Genomic DNA, 20,246 nt, shown 5'->3' on the forward strand with positions numbered 1-20,246 from the left:
AGGGCGGCCCGGGAAACCGGCGGCCCCCTCGGGCTCTTCAAAGATTGTTCAAGACGGCTTGCCGACTGACCTGCGGATTTGAGTGACAAACCCATGCCAAAACGTACAGACATAAAAAGCATCCTGATTCTCGGCGCTGGCCCGATCGTGATCGGCCAGGCCTGCGAATTCGACTACTCCGGCGCCCAGGCCTGTAAAGCCCTGCGCGAAGAGGGCTACCGCGTCATCCTGGTGAACTCCAACCCGGCCACCATCATGACCGACCCGGACATGGCCGACGCCACCTACATCGAGCCGATCAAGTGGCAGACCGTTGCCAAGATCATCGAGAAAGAGCGTCCGGACGCGCTGCTGCCAACCATGGGTGGCCAGACCGCCCTGAACTGCGCACTGGACCTGGAGCGCGAAGGCGTCCTGGAGAAGTTCGGCGTAGAGATGATCGGCGCCAATGCCGACACCATCGACAAGGCTGAAGACCGTTCGCGTTTCGACAAGGCCATGAAGTCCATCGGCCTTGATTGCCCGCGTTCCGGTATCGCCCACAGCATGGAAGAGGCCAACGCGGTCCTGGAGCGCCTGGGCTTCCCGTGCATCATCCGTCCGTCCTTCACCATGGGCGGCACCGGCGGCGGTATCGCTTACAACCGTGAAGAGTTCGAAGAAATCTGCGCCCGCGGCCTGGACCTGTCTCCGACCAAAGAGCTGCTGATCGACGAATCCCTGATCGGCTGGAAAGAATATGAGATGGAGGTTGTCCGCGATAAGAAGGACAACTGCATCATCGTCTGCTCGATCGAAAACTTCGACCCGATGGGCGTGCACACCGGTGACTCGATCACCGTTGCGCCGGCACAGACCCTGACGGACAAGGAATACCAGATCATGCGTAACGCCTCTTTGGCGGTGCTGCGTGAGATCGGTGTGGAAACCGGTGGCTCCAACGTCCAGTTCGGCATCTGCCCGGACACTGGCCGCATGGTTGTGATCGAGATGAACCCGCGTGTATCGCGTTCTTCGGCTCTGGCATCGAAAGCTACCGGCTTCCCGATTGCGCGCATCGCCGCCAAGCTGGCGATCGGTTACACCCTGGACGAGCTGCAGAACGAAATCACCGGCGGCGCAACGCCAGCTTCCTTCGAGCCGTCGATCGATTACGTCGTCACCAAGCTGCCACGTTTCGCTTTCGAGAAATTCCCGAAAGCCGACGCCCGCCTGACCACTCAGATGAAGTCGGTCGGTGAAGTCATGGCCATCGGCCGGACCTTCCAGGAGTCCCTGCAGAAAGCCCTGCGCGGCCTGGAAGTGGGCGTTTGCGGTCTGGACGAGAAGCTCGACCTGAGCAACCCGGAAAGCATGAGCGTGCTCAAGCGCGAGCTGACCGTGCCGGGTGCCGAGCGTATCTGGTACGTGGCCGATGCTTTCCGCGCCGGCATGACCGTCGAAGACATCTTCGGCATGAACATGATCGACCCGTGGTTCCTGGTGCAGATCGAAGATCTGATCAAGGAAGAAGAGAAGGTCAAGACCCTCGGTCTGTCCTCCATCGACCGCGACCTGATGTTCCGCCTCAAGCGCAAAGGTTTCTCCGACATGCGTCTGGCCAAGCTGCTGGGCGTGACCGAGAAGAACCTGCGCACCCATCGCCACAAGCTGGACATCTTCCCGGTCTACAAGCGCGTTGATACCTGTGCGGCCGAGTTCGCCACCGACACCGCATACATGTACTCCACCTACGAGGAAGAGTGCGAAGCCGCGCCGTCGGGCCGCGACAAGATCATGATCCTGGGCGGCGGTCCAAACCGTATCGGCCAAGGCATCGAGTTCGATTATTGCTGCGTACACGCCGCTCTCGCCCTGCGCGAAGACGGGTACGAGACCATCATGGTCAACTGCAACCCGGAAACTGTTTCCACTGACTACGACACTTCCGACCGTCTGTACTTCGAGCCGGTAACGCTGGAAGACGTACTGGAAATCTGCCGCGTCGAGAAGCCAAAAGGCGTGATCGTCCAGTACGGCGGCCAAACCCCGTTGAAACTGGCTCGCGCACTTGAAGCTGCTGGCGTGCCGATCATCGGTACCAGCCCTGACGCTATCGACCGCGCCGAAGACCGTGAGCGCTTCCAGCAGATGGTTGAGCGCCTGAACCTGCGTCAGCCGCCAAACGCCACTGTGCGCAGCGAAGACGAAGCGATCCGCGCGGCCAGCAAGATTGGTTACCCGCTGGTGGTGCGTCCGTCCTACGTACTGGGTGGCCGGGCGATGGAAATCGTCTACGAAGAAGACGAACTCAAGCGTTACCTGCGTGATGCGGTGAAAGTGTCCAACGACAGCCCAGTGCTGCTGGACCACTTCCTCAACTGCGCCATCGAGATGGACGTGGATGCGGTCTGCGACGGCACCGACGTGGTGATCGGCGCGATCATGCAGCACATCGAACAGGCTGGCGTTCACTCCGGTGACTCCGCTTGCTCGCTGCCGCCATACTCGCTGCCTGCACACATCCAGGACGAGATGCGCGAACAGGTCAAGAAAATGGCCCTGGAGCTGGGCGTGGTCGGCCTGATGAACGTACAGTTGGCGCTGCAAGGCGAAGACATCTACGTCATCGAAGTCAACCCGCGCGCCTCGCGTACCGTGCCGTTTGTTTCCAAGTGCATCGGTGTTTCCCTGGCAATGATTGCTGCCCGTGTGATGGCCGGTAAGACCTTGAAGGAAATCGGCTTCACCAAGGAAATCATTCCGAACTTCTACAGTGTGAAAGAGGCGGTGTTCCCATTCGCCAAATTCCCTGGTGTGGACCCGATCCTGGGCCCGGAGATGAAGTCCACCGGTGAAGTGATGGGCGTGGGCGATACCTTCGGTGAAGCATTCGCCAAAGCCCAGATGGGCGCCAGCGAAGTGCTGCCTACCGGCGGTACTGCGTTCATCAGCGTGCGCGATGATGACAAGCCGCTGGTTGCAGGCGTGGCCCGTGATCTGATCAACTTGGGCTTCGAAGTCGTGGCCACTGCCGGGACCGCCAAGCTGATCGAGGCTGCCGGCCTGAAAGTGCGTCGCGTGAACAAGGTAACGGAAGGCCGTCCACACGTGGTCGACATGATCAAGAATGACGAAGTCACCCTGATCATCAACACCACCGAAGGTCGCCAGTCGATCGCGGACTCCTACTCCATTCGTCGTAACGCCTTGCAGCACAAGATCTACTGCACCACCACCATTGCTGCTGGCGAAGCTATCTGCGAAGCGCTGAAGTTCGGTCCTGAAAAAACCGTGCGTCGCTTGCAGGATCTACACGCAGGATTGAAGGCATGATCAAATACCCAATGACCGTCCAGGGCGCAAAAGCCCTGGAAGAAGAGCACGCCCACCTGACCAAGGTCGTCCGTCCGAAGCTGAGCCAGGACATCGGTACGGCCCGGGAATTGGGTGACCTGAAGGAAAACGCTGAATACCATGCTGCCCGCGAGCAGCAAGGTATGGTCGAGGCGCGGATCCGTGACATCGAAGGCCGCCTGCAGAATTCGGTGGTTATCGACGTCACGACCATCCCGCATACCGGCAAGGTGATTTTCGGCACCACCGTGGAAATCGCCAACGTCGAGACTGACGAAAGCGTGGTTTACCACATCGTGGGTGAAGACGAGGCCGACTTCAAACTCGGCAAGATCTCCGTCGGTTCGCCGCTGGCCCGCGCCTTGATTGCCAAGGAAGAGGGTGACGTGGTGGCCGTCAAGACGCCTGGTGGCGTGATCGAGTACGAGATTGTCGAAGTTCGTCACATCTGAAAGACGGCGCCCGCTTCGTGCGGGCGCCATGCTTTGGCAGTTTGCCCAGATGCTTTGGGTTGGCGGCCTATGGCTGTTACATATTGGTGTGCTGCCGGCGCTGGGCCTGATTGGCCTGGCACCGTTGCTGATCGATGAGGTCAGCGGATTATTAAGCGCGTTGCTGGTAGGTTTTGCAGCGGCGTGCGTGACGCTTCAGGCGCTGGTGCTGATCAAGGCCGAAGGCTTGGGGAGTCTGTGGCGGGATATTCGCGGGCAACTGCTGTTGATGGCGCTGTATGCGTGCGCAATGTTTTGCGTGGTGCGCATCTTTCTGCCGGAGGCGTTGCGCTGGCAGCTGTTCAGCTATCTTGTGCTAGGGTTTTCCGGGTTGGTGCTGGTTGTACAGCCGGCGCCAGGATGGAGTGGCAGGGCGTGCGAAGCACGCCCGTGACCCTTGTTTCACTTGAAGCGGTGTACGTTCGACAGTTGCTTGTTGGCGCTGAAATTCTTGCGATACAGCAGCGCCATCTTGCCGATGACCTGAACCAGGTCCGCTTTGCCAGCCTTGCACAGTTCTGCAATAGCTGCCAGGCGCGCCTCGCGATCAAGGATGCTGACCTTGATCTTGATTAGCTCGTGATCGCCCAATGCGCGTTCAAGTTCGGCTAACACACCTTCAGTCAAACCGTTGTCAGCCACAATCAAAACTGGTTTCAGATGGTGGCCAATGGATTTGTACTGTTTCTTCTGCTCTTGAGTGAGCGGCATAATCTGACCCCTGCGTCTGATCTTGTAAAAAGCGGCGGCCAGTTTACCCGAGCGAGTCCGGGACCGCCCAGTTAATCACGACCCGTTTTATTTTCGAGGTGGCCCGTGGCCCGTTCCAAAACTAGCCTTAAATGGCTGCAAGAGCATTTCAACGATCCTTACGTCAAAATGGCGCAAAAGGATGGCTACCGTTCCCGGGCCAGCTACAAACTGCTGGAGATCCAGGAAAAGGACAAGTTGATCCGTCCTGGCATGAGCGTTATCGACCTGGGTGCCGCCCCGGGTGGCTGGTCCCAGGTGACCAGTCGTCTGATTGGTGGGCAAGGTCGTTTGATCGCTTCCGACATCCTGGAAATGGACAGCATCCCCGACGTGACCTTTGTTCACGGCGATTTTACCCAGGACGAAGTGCTGGCACAGATCCTTGAGGCCGTCGGAAATTCGCAGGTAGACCTTGTGATTTCCGATATGGCCCCCAATATGAGTGGATTACCGGCTGTTGATATGCCGCGAGCCATGTTCTTGTGCGAATTGGCACTGGACCTGGCAGGACGGGTACTGCGTCCGGGTGGTGACTTCCTGGTCAAGGTCTTCCAGGGTGAAGGCTTCGACGAGTATCACAAGAACATCCGCAAACTGTTCGACAAGGTACAGACACGCAAGCCTGACTCTTCCCGGGACAGGTCTCGCGAGCAGTATTTGCTGGGTCGCGGCTTCCGTGGCATTGAAGGCGCTGCCAGTGAAGAGCGTTTTTGAGAAAATTGACGGAGGCGATAGGTTTTTTTATATCGCTTTCGTCACGAAGCTTTACGAATATTGTGTAGTCAAAGTTTCACAAAGGGTTACAGACGGCGCCTGCCAGAGTTGTAGGTAATGTAGTAAGTTAGGCCGGTGAATATCATGCGAAGCACGCGCCAGTAGCGGAGCTTGCTTCAGAGGGTAGTTAATTGAACGATATGGCAAAGAATCTGATCCTGTGGTTGATCATCGCGGCTGTCCTCGTGACGGTGATGAACAACTTCTCCAGCCCTAACGAGCCGCAGACCCTCAACTATTCCGACTTCATCCAGCAAGTTAAGGATGGCAAGGTCGAGCGCGTAGCGGTTGATGGCTACGTGATTACCGGCAAGCGCAACGATGGCGACAGCTTCAAGACCATCCGTCCGGCAATCCAGGACAATGGCCTGATCGGCGACCTGGTGGATAACCATGTGGTTGTCGAAGGCAAGCAGCCTGAGCAGCAGAGCATCTGGACCCAGCTCCTGGTGGCCAGCTTCCCGATACTGGTGATTATCGCCGTGTTCATGTTCTTCATGCGCCAGATGCAAGGTGGTGCGGGAGGCAAGGGCGGGCCGATGAGCTTCGGCAAGAGCAAGGCACGCCTGCTTTCCGAAGATCAGGTGAAAACCACCCTGGCTGACGTTGCCGGCTGCGACGAAGCCAAGGAAGAAGTGGGCGAACTGGTTGAATTCCTGCGCGATCCGGGCAAGTTCCAGCGCCTGGGTGGCCGTATTCCTCGCGGTGTGCTGATGGTTGGCCCGCCAGGTACCGGTAAAACCCTGTTGGCCAAGGCCATTGCCGGCGAAGCCAAAGTACCTTTCTTCACCATTTCCGGTTCCGACTTCGTCGAAATGTTCGTCGGTGTAGGTGCCAGCCGTGTTCGCGATATGTTCGAACAGGCCAAGAAGCACGCTCCGTGCATCATCTTCATCGATGAAATCGACGCCGTTGGTCGCCATCGTGGCGCCGGCATGGGCGGCGGTCATGATGAGCGTGAGCAGACGCTTAACCAGTTGCTGGTTGAGATGGACGGCTTTGAAATGAACGACGGCATCATCGTGATCGCCGCAACCAACCGTCCAGACGTACTCGACCCCGCTTTGCTGCGTCCGGGCCGTTTTGACCGTCAGGTCGTTGTCGGGTTGCCAGACATCCGTGGTCGTGAGCAGATCCTGAAAGTGCACATGCGCAAAGTGCCAATGGGCGACGACGTGGCTCCGGCCGTGATTGCCCGTGGTACTCCAGGCTTCTCCGGTGCCGACCTTGCCAACCTGGTGAACGAGGCGTCGCTGTTTGCCGCCCGTACCGGCAAGCGCATCGTTGAAATGAAGGAGTTCGAGCTGGCGAAAGACAAGATCATGATGGGCGCCGAGCGCAAATCCATGGTCATGTCCGAGAAAGAGAAGCAGAACACCGCTTATCATGAAGCCGGTCACGCCATTGTTGGTCGCGTTGTGCCTGAGCATGACCCGGTCTACAAGGTATCGATCATTCCTCGTGGCCGGGCGCTGGGCGTCACCATGTTCCTGCCGGAAGAGGATCGCTACAGCCTCTCCAAGCGTGCCTTGATCAGCCAGATCTGCTCGCTGTATGGCGGCCGGATCGCCGAAGAGATGACCCTGGGCTTCGACGGTGTTACCACCGGTGCCTCCAACGACATCATGCGTGCCAGCCAGATTGCACGGAACATGGTGACCAAGTGGGGTCTGTCGGAGAAACTCGGTCCTTTGATGTATGCCGAGGAAGAAGGCGAAGTATTCCTGGGTCGCGGTGGTGGTGGTCAAGCTGCCAGCTTCTCCGGCGAGACAGCCAAGCTGATCGACTCCGAGGTGCGCAGCATCATTGACCAGTGCTACGGCACGGCCAAGCAGATCCTCACCGACAACCGCGACAAGCTCGACGCCATGGCTGATGCCCTGATGAAGTACGAGACCATTGATGCCGAGCAGATTGACGACATCATGGCTGGTCGTACGCCTCGCGAGCCTCGCGATTGGGAAGGTGGTTCGGGTACTTCGGGCACGCCGCCAGTGGTACAGAACGAACGCCCTGAAGCCCCGATCGGCGGCCCTGCTGCTGACCATTAAGGTTTGAAATGACTTCTGCGTTGTCCTCGACCCGGTTGCCTTGCGGCAGCCGGGTTCTTGATTTGGCCCATACACACGTTATGGGCATTCTTAATGTAACCCCTGATTCCTTTTCCGATGGTGGTCGCTTCAGTCAGCTTGATGCTGCCTTGCGCCATGCGGAAGCGATGGTGGCTGCCGGTGCGACTCTGATTGACGTCGGTGGCGAATCAACCCGGCCCGGCGCGCGCGCAGTTTCTCCCCTGGAGGAACTGGAACGGGTTGCTCCGATTGTCGAGCGCATCCATCAAGAGCTGGACGTCATCATCTCTGTCGACACCTCGACCCCTGCCGTTATGCGCGAAACTGCGCGGCTGGGTGCAGGGTTGATCAACGATGTGCGCTCTTTGCAGCGCGATGGCGCTCTGGATGCGGCCGCCGCGACGGGGCTGCCGGTTTGCCTGATGCATATGCTTGGCGAGCCGGGCACGATGCAGGACGACCCGCATTACGACAATCTGGTCGGTGAAGTGAAAGGTTTTCTTGCCGAGCGCATGGCTCAATGCGCGGCTGTGGGGATTGCTCCCGAGCGGATAATCCTCGACCCGGGATTTGGCTTTGCCAAGACCTTGCAGCACAATTTAAGCCTGTTCAAGCATATGGAATCCCTGCATGCCCTTGGTCGCCCCTTGTTGGTCGGGGTTTCGCGCAAGAGCATGATAGGTCTGGCGTTGAATCGTCCCGTGGGTGAGCGGCTGCATGGCGGCCTGGCACTTGCGGCACTTGCCGTGGTCAAGGGTGCGCGCATCTTGCGCGTGCATGACGTGGCCGAGACGATAGATGTAGTGCGGATGATCGCAGCGGTTGAATCAGCCGAATAAGAATGATGGAGCACTTATGACTAAAAAGTATTTTGGCACCGATGGCATTCGCGGTCGGGTCGGCGAATTCCCGATTACTCCCGATTTCATGCTCAAGCTGGGCTGGGCCGCCGGCATGGCGTTCCGCAGCATGGGGGCCTGCCGTATCCTGGTGGGTAAGGACACGCGTATCTCGGGTTATATGTTTGAGTCTGCGCTGGAGGCAGGTCTGTCTGCTGCCGGCGCTGATGTGATGCTGTTGGGGCCGATGCCTACGCCGGCGATCGCTTACCTGACGCGTACCTTTCATGCTGAAGCCGGTATCGTGATCAGCGCTTCGCACAATCCCCACGATGACAATGGCATCAAGTTCTTCTCGGGCCAGGGCACCAAGCTGCCGGATGAGATCGAGCACATGATCGAAGAGTTGCTGGATGCGCCGATGACCGTCGTCGAATCGAGCAAGCTGGGCAAGGTATCGCGGATTAACGACGCTTCCGGCCGTTACATCGAATTCTGCAAAAGCAGCGTGCCTAGCAGCACCAATTTTGCCGGGTTGAAGGTCGTCATCGACTGCGCCCACGGCGCGACGTACAAAGTCGCACCGAGTGTGTTCAAGGAGCTTGGCGCAGACGTTACTGTACTGTCGGCGCAGCCGAACGGCCTGAACATCAACGACAACTGCGGCTCAACCCACATGGGGCAGTTGCAGGCGGCTGTCCTGGCTGAGCATGCCGACTTGGGCATCGCGTTCGATGGTGATGGCGACCGCGTATTGATGGTCGACCACACTGGCGCGATCGTCGATGGCGACGACCTGTTGTTCATCATCGCCCGTGACCTGCATGAGCGTAACAAGCTGCAAGGCGGCGTCGTCGGTACCTTGATGAGCAATCTTGGCCTGGAGCTGGCCCTGGCAGATCTGGGGATCCCGTTTGTGCGCGCCAATGTCGGTGACCGCTACGTGATTGCCGACCTGCTGGAGCGTAATTGGCAGGTGGGTGGCGAAAATTCCGGTCATATCGTCTGCTTCCAGCACACGACTACCGGGGATGCGATCATTGCGGCGCTGCAGGTGCTGCTGGCGCTGCGTCGCCGTGAAGAAAGCCTGGCCCAGGCGCGGCAGGCGTTGCGCAAGTGCCCGCAAGTGCTGCTCAACGTGCGCTTTGCAGGCGGTGACAACCCTATCGAGCATCCAGCTGTCAAAGAGGCCAGTGAGCGCGTGACTGCCGCCATGGCGGGGCGTGGCCGGGTCTTGCTGCGCAAGTCGGGTACCGAGCCTTTGGTGCGTGTAATGGTCGAGGGCGAGGACGAAACACAGGTTCGCGGCTATGCCGAAGAGCTGGCAAAACTGGTAACTGAAGTTTGCGCCTGAATTCGGCTTGCCAGTGATGATGTGGTTGGGTAACATCTGCGCCCACTTTGACCGACGAGGTACAGCATGCGTCGCACTATGGTAGCTGGTAACTGGAAGATGCACGGTACCCGCGCCAGTGTCGCTGAGCTGATCAATGGCCTTCGTCATTTGGCCTTGCCTAGCGGTGTTGATGTCGCGGTATTCCCGCCTTGCTTGTATATCAATCAAGTGATTGATGGCTTGAAAGGCAAGTCGATCCAGGTCGGCGCGCAGAACTCTGCGGTGGAATCCATGCAAGGTGCGTTGACCGGTGAGATTGCACCGAGTCAGCTGGTTGATGCGGGTTGTTCCCTGGTGCTTGTTGGGCACTCCGAGCGCCGCCAGATCATGGGCGAGCGTGATGGGACACTCAATCGCAAATTCGCGGCGGCACAGGCTTGCGGCTTGGTTCCGGTGTTGTGCATAGGGGAGACCCTTGAGCAGCGTGAGTCCGGTAAAACTCTTGAGGTTGTCGGGCGTCAGCTGGGCAGCATCATCGAGGAGCTGGGAGTCGGTGCCTTTGCAAATGCAGTAATTGCTTACGAGCCGGTCTGGGCCATTGGCACCGGGCTGACTGCTTCGCCGCAACAGGCGCAGGATGTGCACGCAGCCATCCGCGCGCAGTTGGCGGCAGAGAATTCTGAGGTCGCACGAGGTGTGCGGCTTCTATACGGCGGCAGCGTGAAGGCGGCCAATGCGGTCGAACTGTTCGGCATGCCGGATATCGATGGGGGGCTCATTGGTGGAGCTTCCCTGAATGCAGATGAGTTCGGTGCGATTTGTCGCGCCGCGGGAAACTGAAAAAATGCTGGAAACAGTCATCGTTGTTTTTCATCTGCTGGGTGCACTGGGCGTAGTTGCTCTGGTTTTGCTGCAGCAGGGTAAAGGTGCGGACGCTGGTGCGTCTTTCGGGGCAGGTGCTTCAAATACTGTGTTCGGAAGCCAAGGTTCCTCTACCTTTCTTAGTAAGTTTACTGCTATACTTGCCGCCGGTTTCTTCATAACCAGCTTGGGGTTAGGTTACTTTGCTAAAGAGAAAGCTCATGTGCTGACTCAAGTAGGTCTCCCAAACCCAGCAGTGTTGGAAGTACCAAAAGCAAAACCGGCTTCTGATGATGTCCCGGTGCTTCAAGAGCAAAAGTCGGCTACTCCAGCGACTGACGTACCTCCAGCTCAAGAGCAGAAGTAAGAAGGTTGTAAACGCTGTATTGCCGAGGTGGTGGAATTGGTAGACACGCAACCTTGAGGTGGTTGTGCCCATAGGGTGTAGGGGTTCGAGTCCCCTTCTCGGTACCAATTATCAGGAGAGCCCGCTGTTGCGGGCTTTCTTGTAGGTGGAAGGTTACATTGACCCTGTAAGGGATCGGTCGTATACTTCCGCCCCAGCTTTGTCGCGGGGTGGAGCAGTCTGGTAGCTCGTCGGGCTCATAACCCGAAGGTCGTCGGTTCAAATCCGGCCCCCGCAACCAGTTTTAGCGGAGCCCCTTTTAAGGGGCTTTTTGTTAGCTGGACACTTTCAACGCCGCTGTTCGACGGCGTTTCAAGGATGGGCGTTTCGCCCATTTTTTTATTTTGCACAGCATGCACATACATGCACGAGGGGGTTCAGGTGTCGAGCAAGCTAGAAGAGTTGCAGGCCTTGTTGGCCCCGGTGGTCGTGGCCCTAGGCTATGAATGCTGGGGTATTGAGTTTTCGGCTCAAGGTCGCCACTCAATGTTGCGCGTTTATATCGATAAAGAGGGCGGCGTGCTGGTGGACGATTGTGCCATTGTCAGCCGTCAGATCAGCGGTGTCCTGGATGTTGAAGACCCGATCTCCGTTGAATACACCCTCGAAGTTTCCTCGCCTGGCATGGAACGCCCACTGTTCACTATTGATCAGTTTGCAAAATTTGCCGGTGAACAAGTGAAGATCAAGCTGCGCTCTCCCTTTGAAGGGCGACGCAACTTTCAGGGCCTTCTGCGCGGTGTAGAAGAGCAGGACGTCGTGGTGCAGGTAGAAGACCATGAGTTCCTGTTGCCGATCGATATGATCGACAAGGCCAACATTATTCCCAGTTTTGACTGAGACGCGGATCCCGCGGATCCAATGGCTTGCGAAAGGCGAGGCGTACGATGAGCAAAGAAGTACTGCTGGTTGTTGAGTCGGTATCCAATGAAAAGGGCGTACCGGCAAACGTGATTTTTGAAGCGCTGGAGCTGGCCCTGGCCACTGCTACCAAAAAGCGTTTTGAAGACGAAGTTGATCTGCGTGTGGAAATCAACCGCCACACCGGTGCCTACGAGACTTTCCGTCGCTGGACGGTCGTCGAAGAAGCCGATCTTGATGATCCGGCCATCGAAACCTGGCCGAGCAAGGTTGCTGAAACGCATCCGGGCGCCCAGGTCGGTGATGTCGTCGAAGAAAAGATCGAATCCATCGAGTTCGGCCGCATCGCTGCACAGACTGCCAAGCAAGTCATCGTGCAGAAGGTCCGCGAAGCCGAGCGCGCTCAAGTCGTTGACGCTTATCGCGAGCGCCTGGGGGAAATCATCTCCGGCACCGTGAAAAAAGTCACTCGCGACAACGTGATCGTCGACCTGGGTAACAACGCTGAAGCGTTGCTGGCCCGCGAAGACATCATTTCCCGCGAAACTTTCCGGGTTGGCGTGCGCTTGCGTGCGCTGCTCAAGGAAATCCGCACCGAGAACCGCGGCCCTCAGTTGATCCTGTCGCGTACCGCGCCGGAAATGCTGATCGAGCTGTTCCGCATCGAAGTGCCGGAAATTGCCGAAGGCCTGATCGAAGTCATGGCTGCGTCCCGCGATCCGGGTTCACGCGCCAAGATCGCGGTCCGCTCCAAGGACAAACGCATCGACCCGCAAGGCGCTTGCATTGGTATGCGCGGTTCGCGCGTCCAGGCAGTGTCGGGCGAATTGGGCGGTGAGCGTGTGGACATCGTCCTGTGGGACGATAACCCTGCGCAGTTCGTGATCAACGCAATGTCGCCTGCTGAAGTGGCGGCAATTATCGTTGACGAGGATGCCCATGCAATGGACATCGCCGTTGGCGCAGACAATCTGGCTCAGGCCATCGGTCGCGGTGGTCAGAACGTACGTTTGGCCAGCCAGTTGACCGGCTGGACCCTGAACGTGATGACCGAATCGGACATCCAGGCTAAGCAGCAAGCAGAAACCGGTGACATCCTGCGCAACTTCATCGACGAGCTGGAAGTCGACGAAGACCTGGCACAGGTGCTGGTAGATGAAGGCTTCACCAGCCTGGAAGAGATTGCCTACGTACCGTTGGAAGAAATGCTCAACATCGACGGCTTTGACGAAGACACCGTCAACGAGCTTCGCGCTCGGGCCAAGGATCGTTTGTTGACTAAAGCCATCGCTACTGAGGAAAAGCTGGCAGACGCCCATCCGGCCGAAGACCTGCTCTCGCTTGAGGGTATGGACAAGGATTTGGCGATGGAACTGGCGGTGCGCGGCGTAATTACCCGCGAAGACCTGGCCGAGCAGTCTATTGACGACCTGCTCGACATCGACGGCATTGACGATGATCGTGCCGGCAAGTTGATCATGGCCGCCCGAGCCCATTGGTTCGAGTAATTAGGCGCGGCCTGAGGAGAGAAGTGCATGACGCAAGTCACGGTGAAACAACTGGCCGATGAGGTCAAAACACCGGTAGAGCGCCTGTTGCAGCAGATGCGTGAGGCAGGTCTGCCGCACACCGCCGCCGATGAAGGTGTGAGCGATAGTGAGAAGCAGTCTTTGCTGACTCACTTGAAGAGCAGCCACAAGGCGAAAGTGGAAGAACCGCGCAAGATTACATTGCAGCGCAAAACCACCAGCACCCTGCGTGTTGCTGGCAGCAAGAGCATCAGCGTTGAAGTACGCAAGAAGAAAGTCTTCGTACAGCGCAGCCCGGAAGAAATCGAAGCCGAGCGCAAACGCGAACTGGAAGAACGTCGCGCAGTAGAAAATGCTGCTCGTCAGAAGGCTGAAGAAGAAGCCAAGCGTCGCGCCGAAGAAGAAGCGCGTCGCCAGCCTGCTGCTGCGCAACCTGCTAACACTGAGGCCGTTGCTGCGCCTAGCGCGCCTGTTGAAGCTGTTCGTGAGGCCGCTCCGGTTGCCGCCGCGCCAGCTCCTGCAGCCGACGCTCGCAAACGCGAAGAACCTCGCCGCCCGGACAAACCACGTGCCGACGATAACAATCGTCGTGGCAGTGGCGATGGTGAGCGCAAAAACGCTCCACATCGTGCTTCGGTCAAAGAGAAGGCGCCAGCACCACGTGTTGCCCCACGTACTACCGACGAAGAAAGCGACAGCTTCCGTCGCGGTGGTCGCGGCAAGGCCAAGCTGAAGAAGCGCAACGCCCACGGTTTCCAGAGCCCAACCGGCCCTGTCGTGCGTGACGTGCAGATCGGCGAGACCATCACTGTTGGCGACCTCGCCAATCAGATGTCGGTCAAGGCTGCTGAAATCATCAAGTTCATGTTCAAACTGGGTACCCCAGCGACCATCAACCAGGTACTGGACCAGGAAACTGCCCAACTGGTTGCTGAAGAGCTGGGCCACAAAGTGACCCTGGTCAGCGACACCGCCCTGGAAGATTCCCTGGCCGAGTCCCTGAAGTTTGAAGGCGAGACGTTCTCCCGTGCGCCAGTCGTGACCGTAATGGGCCACGTTGACCATGGTAAGACCTCGCTGCTCGACTATATCCGTCGTGCCAAGGTAGCTGCAGGCGAAGCCGGCGGCATCACCCAGCACATCGGCGCATACCACGTTGAAACCGAACGCGGCATGGTCACCTTCCTCGACACCCCTGGTCACGCCGCGTTTACCGCCATGCGTGCCCGTGGTGCCAAGGCGACTGACATCGTGATCCTGGTAGTTGCAGCGGACGACGGCGTAATGCCGCAGACCATTGAAGCTGTCCAGCACGCTAAAGCCGCTGGTGTTCCTCTGGTTGTTGCAGTGAACAAAATCGACAAGCCGGGCGCCGATCTCGATCGCATCCGTAGCGAACTGTCGGTTCACGGCGTGACTTCCGAAGAGTGGGGCGGTGATACGCCATTCGTTTCGGTTTCGGCGAAAGTCGGTACCGGTGTAGACGAACTGCTCGAAGCTGTCCTGCTGCAAGCCGAAGTTCTTGAACTGAAAGCAACTCCATCGGCCCCGGGTCGTGGTGTTGTGGTTGAATCGCGTCTCGACAAGGGTCGTGGCCCGGTTGCAACCGTTCTGGTTCAAGACGGTACCCTGCGCCAAGGCGACATGGTCCTGGTCGGTTCGAACTATGGCCGTGTACGTGCCATGCTCGACGAGAACGGCAAGCCAATCAAGGAAGCCGGTCCTTCCATCCCTGTCGAGATCCTCGGCCTGGACGGTACCCCGGACGCTGGCGACGAGATGAGCGTGCTGTCGGACGAGAAGAAAGCCCGTGAAGTGGCTCTGTTCCGTCAAGGCAAGTTCCGCGAAGTCAAGCTGGCCCGTGCTCACGCCGGCAAGCTGGAAAACATCTTCGAGAACATGGGCCAGGCAGAGAAGAAGACGCTTAACATCGTCCTCAAATCTGACGTTCGTGGTTCCCTCGAAGCGTTGAACGGCGCCTTGAATGGCCTGGGTAACGACGAAGTGCAAGTGCGTGTGGTCGGCGGCGGTGTCGGTGGTATCACCGAATCCGATGCCAACCTGGCGCTGGCCTCCAACGCTGTACTGTTCGGCTTCAACGTGCGTGCCGATGCTGGCGCACGGAAGATCGTCGAGCAGGAAGGCCTGGACATGCGTTACTACAACGTCATCTACGACATCATCGAAGACGTCAAGAAAGCCCTCACCGGCATGCTTGGCAGCGACGTCCGGGAGAACATCCTGGGTGTGGCCGAGGTGCGTGACGTGTTCCGCTCGCCGAAATTCGGCGCGATCGCCGGTTGCATGGTTATCGAAGGTGTTGTGCACCGTAACCGTCCAATCCGTGTACTGCGTGAAGACATCGTTATCTTCGAAGGCGAGCTGGAATCCCTGCGCCGCTTCAAGGATGACGCTTCCGAAGTACGTGCCGGCATGGAATGCGGTATTGGCGTCAAGAGCTACAACGACGTCAAGGCGGGTGACAAGATCGAAGTCTACGAGAAGGTCCAGGTTGCTCGCAGCCTCTAACTCGCGTACTTCAAGGGCCACGCAGCGCCCGGGCATGCAAATGCCTGGCGCTGTGTCCGGACTCTAAACGCAACGCCCGGTCTGGCTTTTGTCAGGCCGGGCGTTTGCCGCTTTCAGACCCCACGGGTTTCACCGTGTGGCAGCAACAGGTAACAAGACATGGCAAAAGAATACAGCCGTACCCAACGTATCGGCGATCAGATGCAGCGTGAGCTGGCACAGCTGATCCGTCGTGAAGTAAAAGACCCACGTGTTGGCCTAGTCACCATCACCGCCGTTGAAGTCAGCCGTGACGTTGGTCACGCCAAGATCTTCATCACCGTGATGGGTCAGGACAACAGCGAAGAAATCGCGCAAAGCATCAAGGTGCTCAACTCCGCCGCAGGTTTCCTGCGTATGCAGTTGGCCCGCGAAATGAAGCTGCGCAGCGTTCCTCAGTTGCACTTCCACTACGACGAAAGTGTCGTGCGTGGCGCGCACCTGTCGGCACTGATCGAGCGGGCCGTGGCTGAAGACAATCAGCACCCGGAATCCGCCACGCCTGAAGACGCCAAGGAGTAATCGGTGGCTCAGGTCAAACGTATCCGTCGTAATGTCAGCGGCATCATTCTGCTCGACAAGCCCATTGGTTTTACCTCCAATGCGGCGTTGCAGAAGGTTCGCTGGCTGCTCAATGCCGAGAAGGCAGGGCACACCGGCAGCCTCGACCCCTTGGCCACCGGCGTGTTGCCGTTGTGCTTCGGCGAGGCCACCAAGTTTTCGCAATACCTGCTCGATTCCGACAAGGGCTACGAGACCCTGATGCAACTGGGCAAGACCACCACCACGGCAGACGCCGAAGGTGATGTTTTGCAGGTTCGCGAGGTGACCGTTGGTCGTGCTGATATCGAAGCTGCCTTACCTGCTTTTCGTGGGCAAATCAGTCAGATACCGCCGATGTACTCGGCTCTCAAGCGTGATGGCCAGCCTCTTTACAAGCTGGCACGTGCAGGGGAAGTGGTGGAGCGCGAACCGCGTTCTGTTACTATTGCGCGCTTGGAATTGCTCGCCGCTGAAGGCGACACTGCCCGGTTGGCGGTGGACTGCAGCAAAGGCACCTATATCCGCACCCTCGTGGAAGATATCGGTGAGCAACTAGGCTGTGGCGCATACGTTGCAGAACTGCGACGCACCCAGGCAGGCCCTTTCACCCTGGCCCAGACGGTCACGCTGGAAGAGCTGGAAGCAGTGCATGCCGAAGGCGGCAACGAAGCGGTTGATCGCTTCCTGATGCCATCGGACAGCGGTTTACTGGATTGGCCATTGCTGCACTTCTCGGAGCACAGCGCGTTCTACTGGCTTAACGGCCAGCCGGTACGTGCACCGGATGCCCCGAAGTTCGGCATGGTGCGGGTACAAGATCACAACGGTCGCTTTATCGGTATCGGTGAAGTGAGCGAAGACGGGCGCATCGCGCCGCGTCGACTGATTCGGTCAGAATGACCGAAACCAGTTTGTGGTAAAAGCGCAGTAGCTTTTACTCAAACTGGAACGAGGGTGGCTGTTAGCAGGCATGGTCACTACTCATTTTTAGATACAGGGATTTGTCCCTGGCCTGTTGAAACTGCCCTTTGGGTGGTTTCCTGAAAAAAGGATTGCCTCATGGCTCTCGACGTTCAAGAAAAAGCACAAATCGTTGCTGACTATCAGCAAGCTGTTGGTGACACTGGTTCGCCAGAAGTGCAAGTTGCACTGCTGACCCACAACATCAACAAGCTGCAAGGTCACTTCAAGGCCAACGGTAAAGATCACCACTCCCGTCGTGGTCTGATCCGCATGGTAAACCAGCGCCGTAAGCTGCTGGACTACCTGAAAGGCAAGGATCTGGGTCGTTATCAGACTCTGATCGGTCGCCTGGGTCTGCGTCGCTAATAAGCGATTGCGCTAGAGGTTGGTTGGCTGTCGTGTGTCAGTGGGTTTCCCGCTGGCCCATGGCAGGCTTCCAGCCTCAAGTTTTATCTGGATACACGTTTTACCCTGGACAGGCGTTGGGCCGATTCCCGACATTGCCCAAGAATTTCGCAAGAAGACAAGTTCCCCAAGAGCCACAAAGAAGGTAGGACACCGTGAACCCGGTTATCAAAAAATTCCAGTTCGGTCAGTCGACCGTTACCCTCGAGACAGGCCGTATCGCCCGTCAAGCCTCCGGCGCAGTGCTGGTTACCGTTGACGACGACGTCACCGTATTGGTGACCGTTGTAGGCGCCAAGACCGCTGACCCAAGCAAAGGCTTCTTCCCTCTTTCCGTTCACTACCAGGAAAAGACTTACGCTGCAGGTAAGATCCCTGGTGGTTTCTTCAAGCGTGAAGGCCGTCCTTCCGAGAAAGAAACCCTGACTTCCCGACTGATCGACCGTCCGATCCGTCCGCTGTTCCCAGAAGGCTTCATGAACGAAGTGCAGGTTGTCTGCACCGTCGTTTCCACCAGCAAGAAGACCGATCCGGACATCGCTGCGATGATCGGTACCTCGGCGGCCCTGGCCATCTCCGGTATTCCTTTCGATGGCCCGATCGGCGCTGCCCGTGTTGCATTCCACGAAAGCACCGGCTACCTGCTGAACCCGACTTACGAACAGCAGAAAGCTTCGAGCCTGGACATGGTCGTTGCCGGTACTTCGGAAGCCGTGTTGATGGTTGAATCGGAAGCCAAAGAGCTGACCGAAGACCAGATGCTGGGCGCTGTACTGTTTGCTCACGACGAGTTCCAGGTTGTGATCAACGCTGTAAAGGAACTGGCCGCTGAAGCTGCCAAGCCAACCTGGACCTGGGCTCCTCAGCCAGAAGCTACCGCACTGCTGGGCGCTATCCGCTCCGAGTTCGGCACCGCTATCTCCGACGCCTACACCATCACCATCAAGGCCGACCGTTACGCTCGCCTGGGTGAGTTGAAGGACCAGGTTGTTGCCAAGCTGTCCGGTGAAGAAGGCCAGCCTTCTTCCAGCGAAGTCAAAGCAGCCTTCGGCGAAATCGAATACCGCACCGTTCGCGAAAACATCGTTAACGGCAAGCCACGTATCGACGGCCGCGACACCCGCACCGTACGTCCGCTGAACATCGAAGTCGGCGTTCTGCCAAAAACCCACGGTTCGGCCCTGTTCACCCGTGGTGAAACCCAGGCCCTGGTTGTTGCAACACTGGGTACTGCCCGTGACGCACAGCTGCTGGACACCCTGGAAGGCGAGAAAAAAGACCCGTTCATGCTGCACTACAACTTCCCTCCATTCTCGGTAGGTGAGTGTGGTCGCATGGGTGGCGCTGGTCGTCGCGAAATCGGTCACGGCCGTCTGGCCCGTCGTTCGATTGCAGCCATGTTGCCTGCCGCCGACGTGTTCCCGTACACCATTCGTGTTGTGTCGGAAATCACCGAGTCCAACGGTTCCAGCTCCATGGCTTCGGTCTGCGGCGCTTCCCTGGCTCTGATGGATGCCGGCGTTCCGATGAAGGCACCGGTTGCCGGTATCGCCATGGGCCTGGTTAAAGAAGGCGAGAAGTTCGCCATCCTGACCGACATCCTGGGCGACGAAGACCACCTGGGCGACATGGACTTCAAAGTAGCCGGTACCGCCAAAGGTGTTACCGCGCTGCAGATGGACATCAAGATCAAGGGCATCACCGAAGAAATCATGGAAATCGCTCTGGGCCAAGCCCTGGAAGCGCGCCTGAACATCCTCGGTCAGATGAACCAGATCATTGGCCAGTCCCGTACCGAACTGTCGGAAAATGCTCCGACCATGATCGCGATGAAAATCGACACCGACAAAATCCGTGATGTTATCGGTAAAGGCGGCGCGACCATTCGTGCGATCTGTGAAGAGACCAAGGCTTCGATCGACATCGAAGACGACGGCTCGATCAAGATCTTCGGCGAAACCAAGGAAGCGGCTGAAGCGGCACGTCAGCGCGTCCTGGGTATCACTGCTGAAGCCGAGATCGGCAAGATCTACGTCGGTAAGGTTGAGCGCATCGTCGACTTCGGCGCATTCGTCAACATCCTGCCGGGCAAGGACGGTCTGGTTCACATCTCCATGCTGAGCGATGCTCGCGTTGAGAAAGTGACCGACATCCTGAAAGAAGGCCAGGAAGTGGAAGTGCTGGTACTGGACGTGGACAACCGCGGCCGTATCAAGCTGTCCATCAAGGACGTAGCAGCAGCCAAGGCTTCGGGCGTTTAATCACCCCGTCGCTGCAAGCTGAAAAAGGACTCTTCGGAGTCCTTTTTTTATGCCTGCGGGAAAGTGTCGCGAAATCAGGCGTTTAGCCATACCCCAAAAGCCGCAACTTGCATGCAGGCACGTTCGTCTTCATGCAAGTTGCACGATTCCGAAAATCACCTGTTTTCATAACGTATTGTTTTATAAGGATTTAATTGTTCGCATCGAGTTGGCACACTGTCTGCAATATCCCTGTTAACGCTGCAGCA

17 protein-coding genes and 2 tRNA genes are annotated in these 20,246 nt (G+C 57.8%); 18 read left to right on the forward strand and 1 reads right to left on the reverse strand.

What is annotated here, in order from left to right; all coding sequences use genetic code 11:
* Window positions 1-93: 93 nt before the first annotated feature.
* The 3 genes from carB to V6607_RS04140 are packed head-to-tail and all read left to right on the forward strand — an operon-like array spanning window position 94 to window position 4,221.
* Window positions 94-3,315, forward strand: a complete 3,222-nt coding sequence (gene carB, locus V6607_RS04130) for a carbamoyl-phosphate synthase large subunit (protein WP_003212212.1) — start codon at window positions 94-96, stop codon at window positions 3,313-3,315.
* Window positions 3,312-3,788 (forward strand): transcription elongation factor GreA, encoded by a 477-nt coding sequence (gene greA / locus V6607_RS04135; RefSeq protein WP_003212209.1) that lies wholly within the window; start codon window positions 3,312-3,314, stop codon window positions 3,786-3,788. The genes carB and greA overlap by 4 nt, the downstream gene beginning before the upstream one ends.
* Window positions 3,789-3,816: 28 nt before the next feature.
* A complete protein-coding gene (locus tag V6607_RS04140) occupies window positions 3,817-4,221 on the forward strand; it encodes a hypothetical protein (RefSeq protein WP_003212207.1) in 405 nt (134 codons plus the stop codon).
* 8 nt (window positions 4,222-4,229) lie between these two features.
* Here V6607_RS04140 and yhbY read toward each other — a convergent pair whose 3' ends face one another.
* Window positions 4,230-4,538 carry a ribosome assembly RNA-binding protein YhbY gene (gene yhbY, locus V6607_RS04145; protein ID WP_003212205.1) on the reverse strand — a complete coding sequence of 103 codons (309 nt, stop codon included), beginning with the start codon at window positions 4,536-4,538 and terminating at the stop codon, window positions 4,230-4,232.
* Between the two features lie 105 nt (window positions 4,539-4,643).
* On the opposite strand from yhbY, the gene rlmE reads away from it, so the two are divergent.
* The 15 genes from rlmE (at window position 4,644) to pnp (ending at window position 19,998) form a co-directional block, all read left to right on the forward strand.
* Window positions 4,644-5,294 (forward strand): 23S rRNA (uridine(2552)-2'-O)-methyltransferase RlmE, encoded by a 651-nt coding sequence (gene rlmE / locus V6607_RS04150; RefSeq protein WP_003212203.1) that lies wholly within the window; start codon window positions 4,644-4,646, stop codon window positions 5,292-5,294.
* A 200-nt stretch (window positions 5,295-5,494) separates the two neighbouring features.
* Window positions 5,495-7,405, forward strand: coding sequence for an ATP-dependent zinc metalloprotease FtsH (ftsH, locus tag V6607_RS04155; protein WP_008436840.1), 1,911 nt, complete (start codon window positions 5,495-5,497; stop codon window positions 7,403-7,405).
* Between the two features lie 8 nt (window positions 7,406-7,413).
* On the forward strand, window positions 7,414-8,265 hold the full coding sequence (gene folP, locus V6607_RS04160; RefSeq protein WP_087693399.1) for a dihydropteroate synthase: 852 nt from the start codon (window positions 7,414-7,416) through the stop codon (window positions 8,263-8,265).
* A 16-nt stretch (window positions 8,266-8,281) separates the two neighbouring features.
* Window positions 8,282-9,619, forward strand: coding sequence for a phosphoglucosamine mutase (gene glmM, locus V6607_RS04165; RefSeq protein WP_003212196.1), 1,338 nt, complete (start codon window positions 8,282-8,284; stop codon window positions 9,617-9,619).
* 66 nt (window positions 9,620-9,685) lie between these two features.
* Complete coding sequence (gene tpiA, locus V6607_RS04170) at window positions 9,686-10,441, forward strand: triose-phosphate isomerase (protein ID WP_003212194.1); 756 nt, start codon at window positions 9,686-9,688, stop codon at window positions 10,439-10,441.
* A gap of 4 nt (window positions 10,442-10,445) precedes the next feature.
* Window positions 10,446-10,829: a preprotein translocase subunit SecG gene (secG, locus tag V6607_RS04175; protein ID WP_026078118.1), complete on the forward strand. Its 384-nt coding sequence runs from the start codon at window positions 10,446-10,448 to the stop codon at window positions 10,827-10,829.
* A gap of 21 nt (window positions 10,830-10,850) precedes the next feature.
* Window positions 10,851-10,936: transfer RNA gene (locus tag V6607_RS04180), tRNA-Leu, on the forward strand.
* A gap of 96 nt (window positions 10,937-11,032) precedes the next feature.
* A tRNA-Met gene (locus V6607_RS04185) sits at window positions 11,033-11,109 on the forward strand.
* Between the two features lie 140 nt (window positions 11,110-11,249).
* Window positions 11,250-11,708 (forward strand): ribosome maturation factor RimP, encoded by a 459-nt coding sequence (gene rimP / locus V6607_RS04190; protein ID WP_003235029.1) that lies wholly within the window; start codon window positions 11,250-11,252, stop codon window positions 11,706-11,708.
* A 47-nt stretch (window positions 11,709-11,755) separates the two neighbouring features.
* On the forward strand, window positions 11,756-13,237 hold the full coding sequence (gene nusA, locus V6607_RS04195; protein ID WP_003212187.1) for a transcription termination factor NusA: 1,482 nt from the start codon (window positions 11,756-11,758) through the stop codon (window positions 13,235-13,237).
* A 27-nt stretch (window positions 13,238-13,264) separates the two neighbouring features.
* Window positions 13,265-15,787 carry a translation initiation factor IF-2 gene (gene infB / locus V6607_RS04200; protein ID WP_003212186.1) on the forward strand — a complete coding sequence of 841 codons (2,523 nt, stop codon included), beginning with the start codon at window positions 13,265-13,267 and terminating at the stop codon, window positions 15,785-15,787.
* Between the two features lie 159 nt (window positions 15,788-15,946).
* A complete protein-coding gene (rbfA, locus tag V6607_RS04205; protein WP_003212184.1) occupies window positions 15,947-16,348 on the forward strand; it encodes a 30S ribosome-binding factor RbfA in 402 nt (133 codons plus the stop codon).
* 3 nt (window positions 16,349-16,351) lie between these two features.
* Window positions 16,352-17,269, forward strand: coding sequence for a tRNA pseudouridine(55) synthase TruB (gene truB, locus V6607_RS04210; RefSeq protein WP_003212182.1), 918 nt, complete (start codon window positions 16,352-16,354; stop codon window positions 17,267-17,269).
* A 159-nt stretch (window positions 17,270-17,428) separates the two neighbouring features.
* Window positions 17,429-17,698 carry a 30S ribosomal protein S15 gene (gene rpsO, locus V6607_RS04215; RefSeq protein WP_003177875.1) on the forward strand — a complete coding sequence of 90 codons (270 nt, stop codon included), beginning with the start codon at window positions 17,429-17,431 and terminating at the stop codon, window positions 17,696-17,698.
* A 194-nt stretch (window positions 17,699-17,892) separates the two neighbouring features.
* Window positions 17,893-19,998, forward strand: coding sequence for a polyribonucleotide nucleotidyltransferase (gene pnp, locus V6607_RS04220; protein WP_003212180.1), 2,106 nt, complete (start codon window positions 17,893-17,895; stop codon window positions 19,996-19,998).
* The last annotated feature ends 248 nt before the right edge of the window (window positions 19,999-20,246 follow it).

Origin of the sequence: Pseudomonas sp. KK18 (genome assembly GCF_037094675.1) — a bacterium.
Lineage (GTDB): Bacteria > Pseudomonadota > Gammaproteobacteria > Pseudomonadales > Pseudomonadaceae > Aquipseudomonas.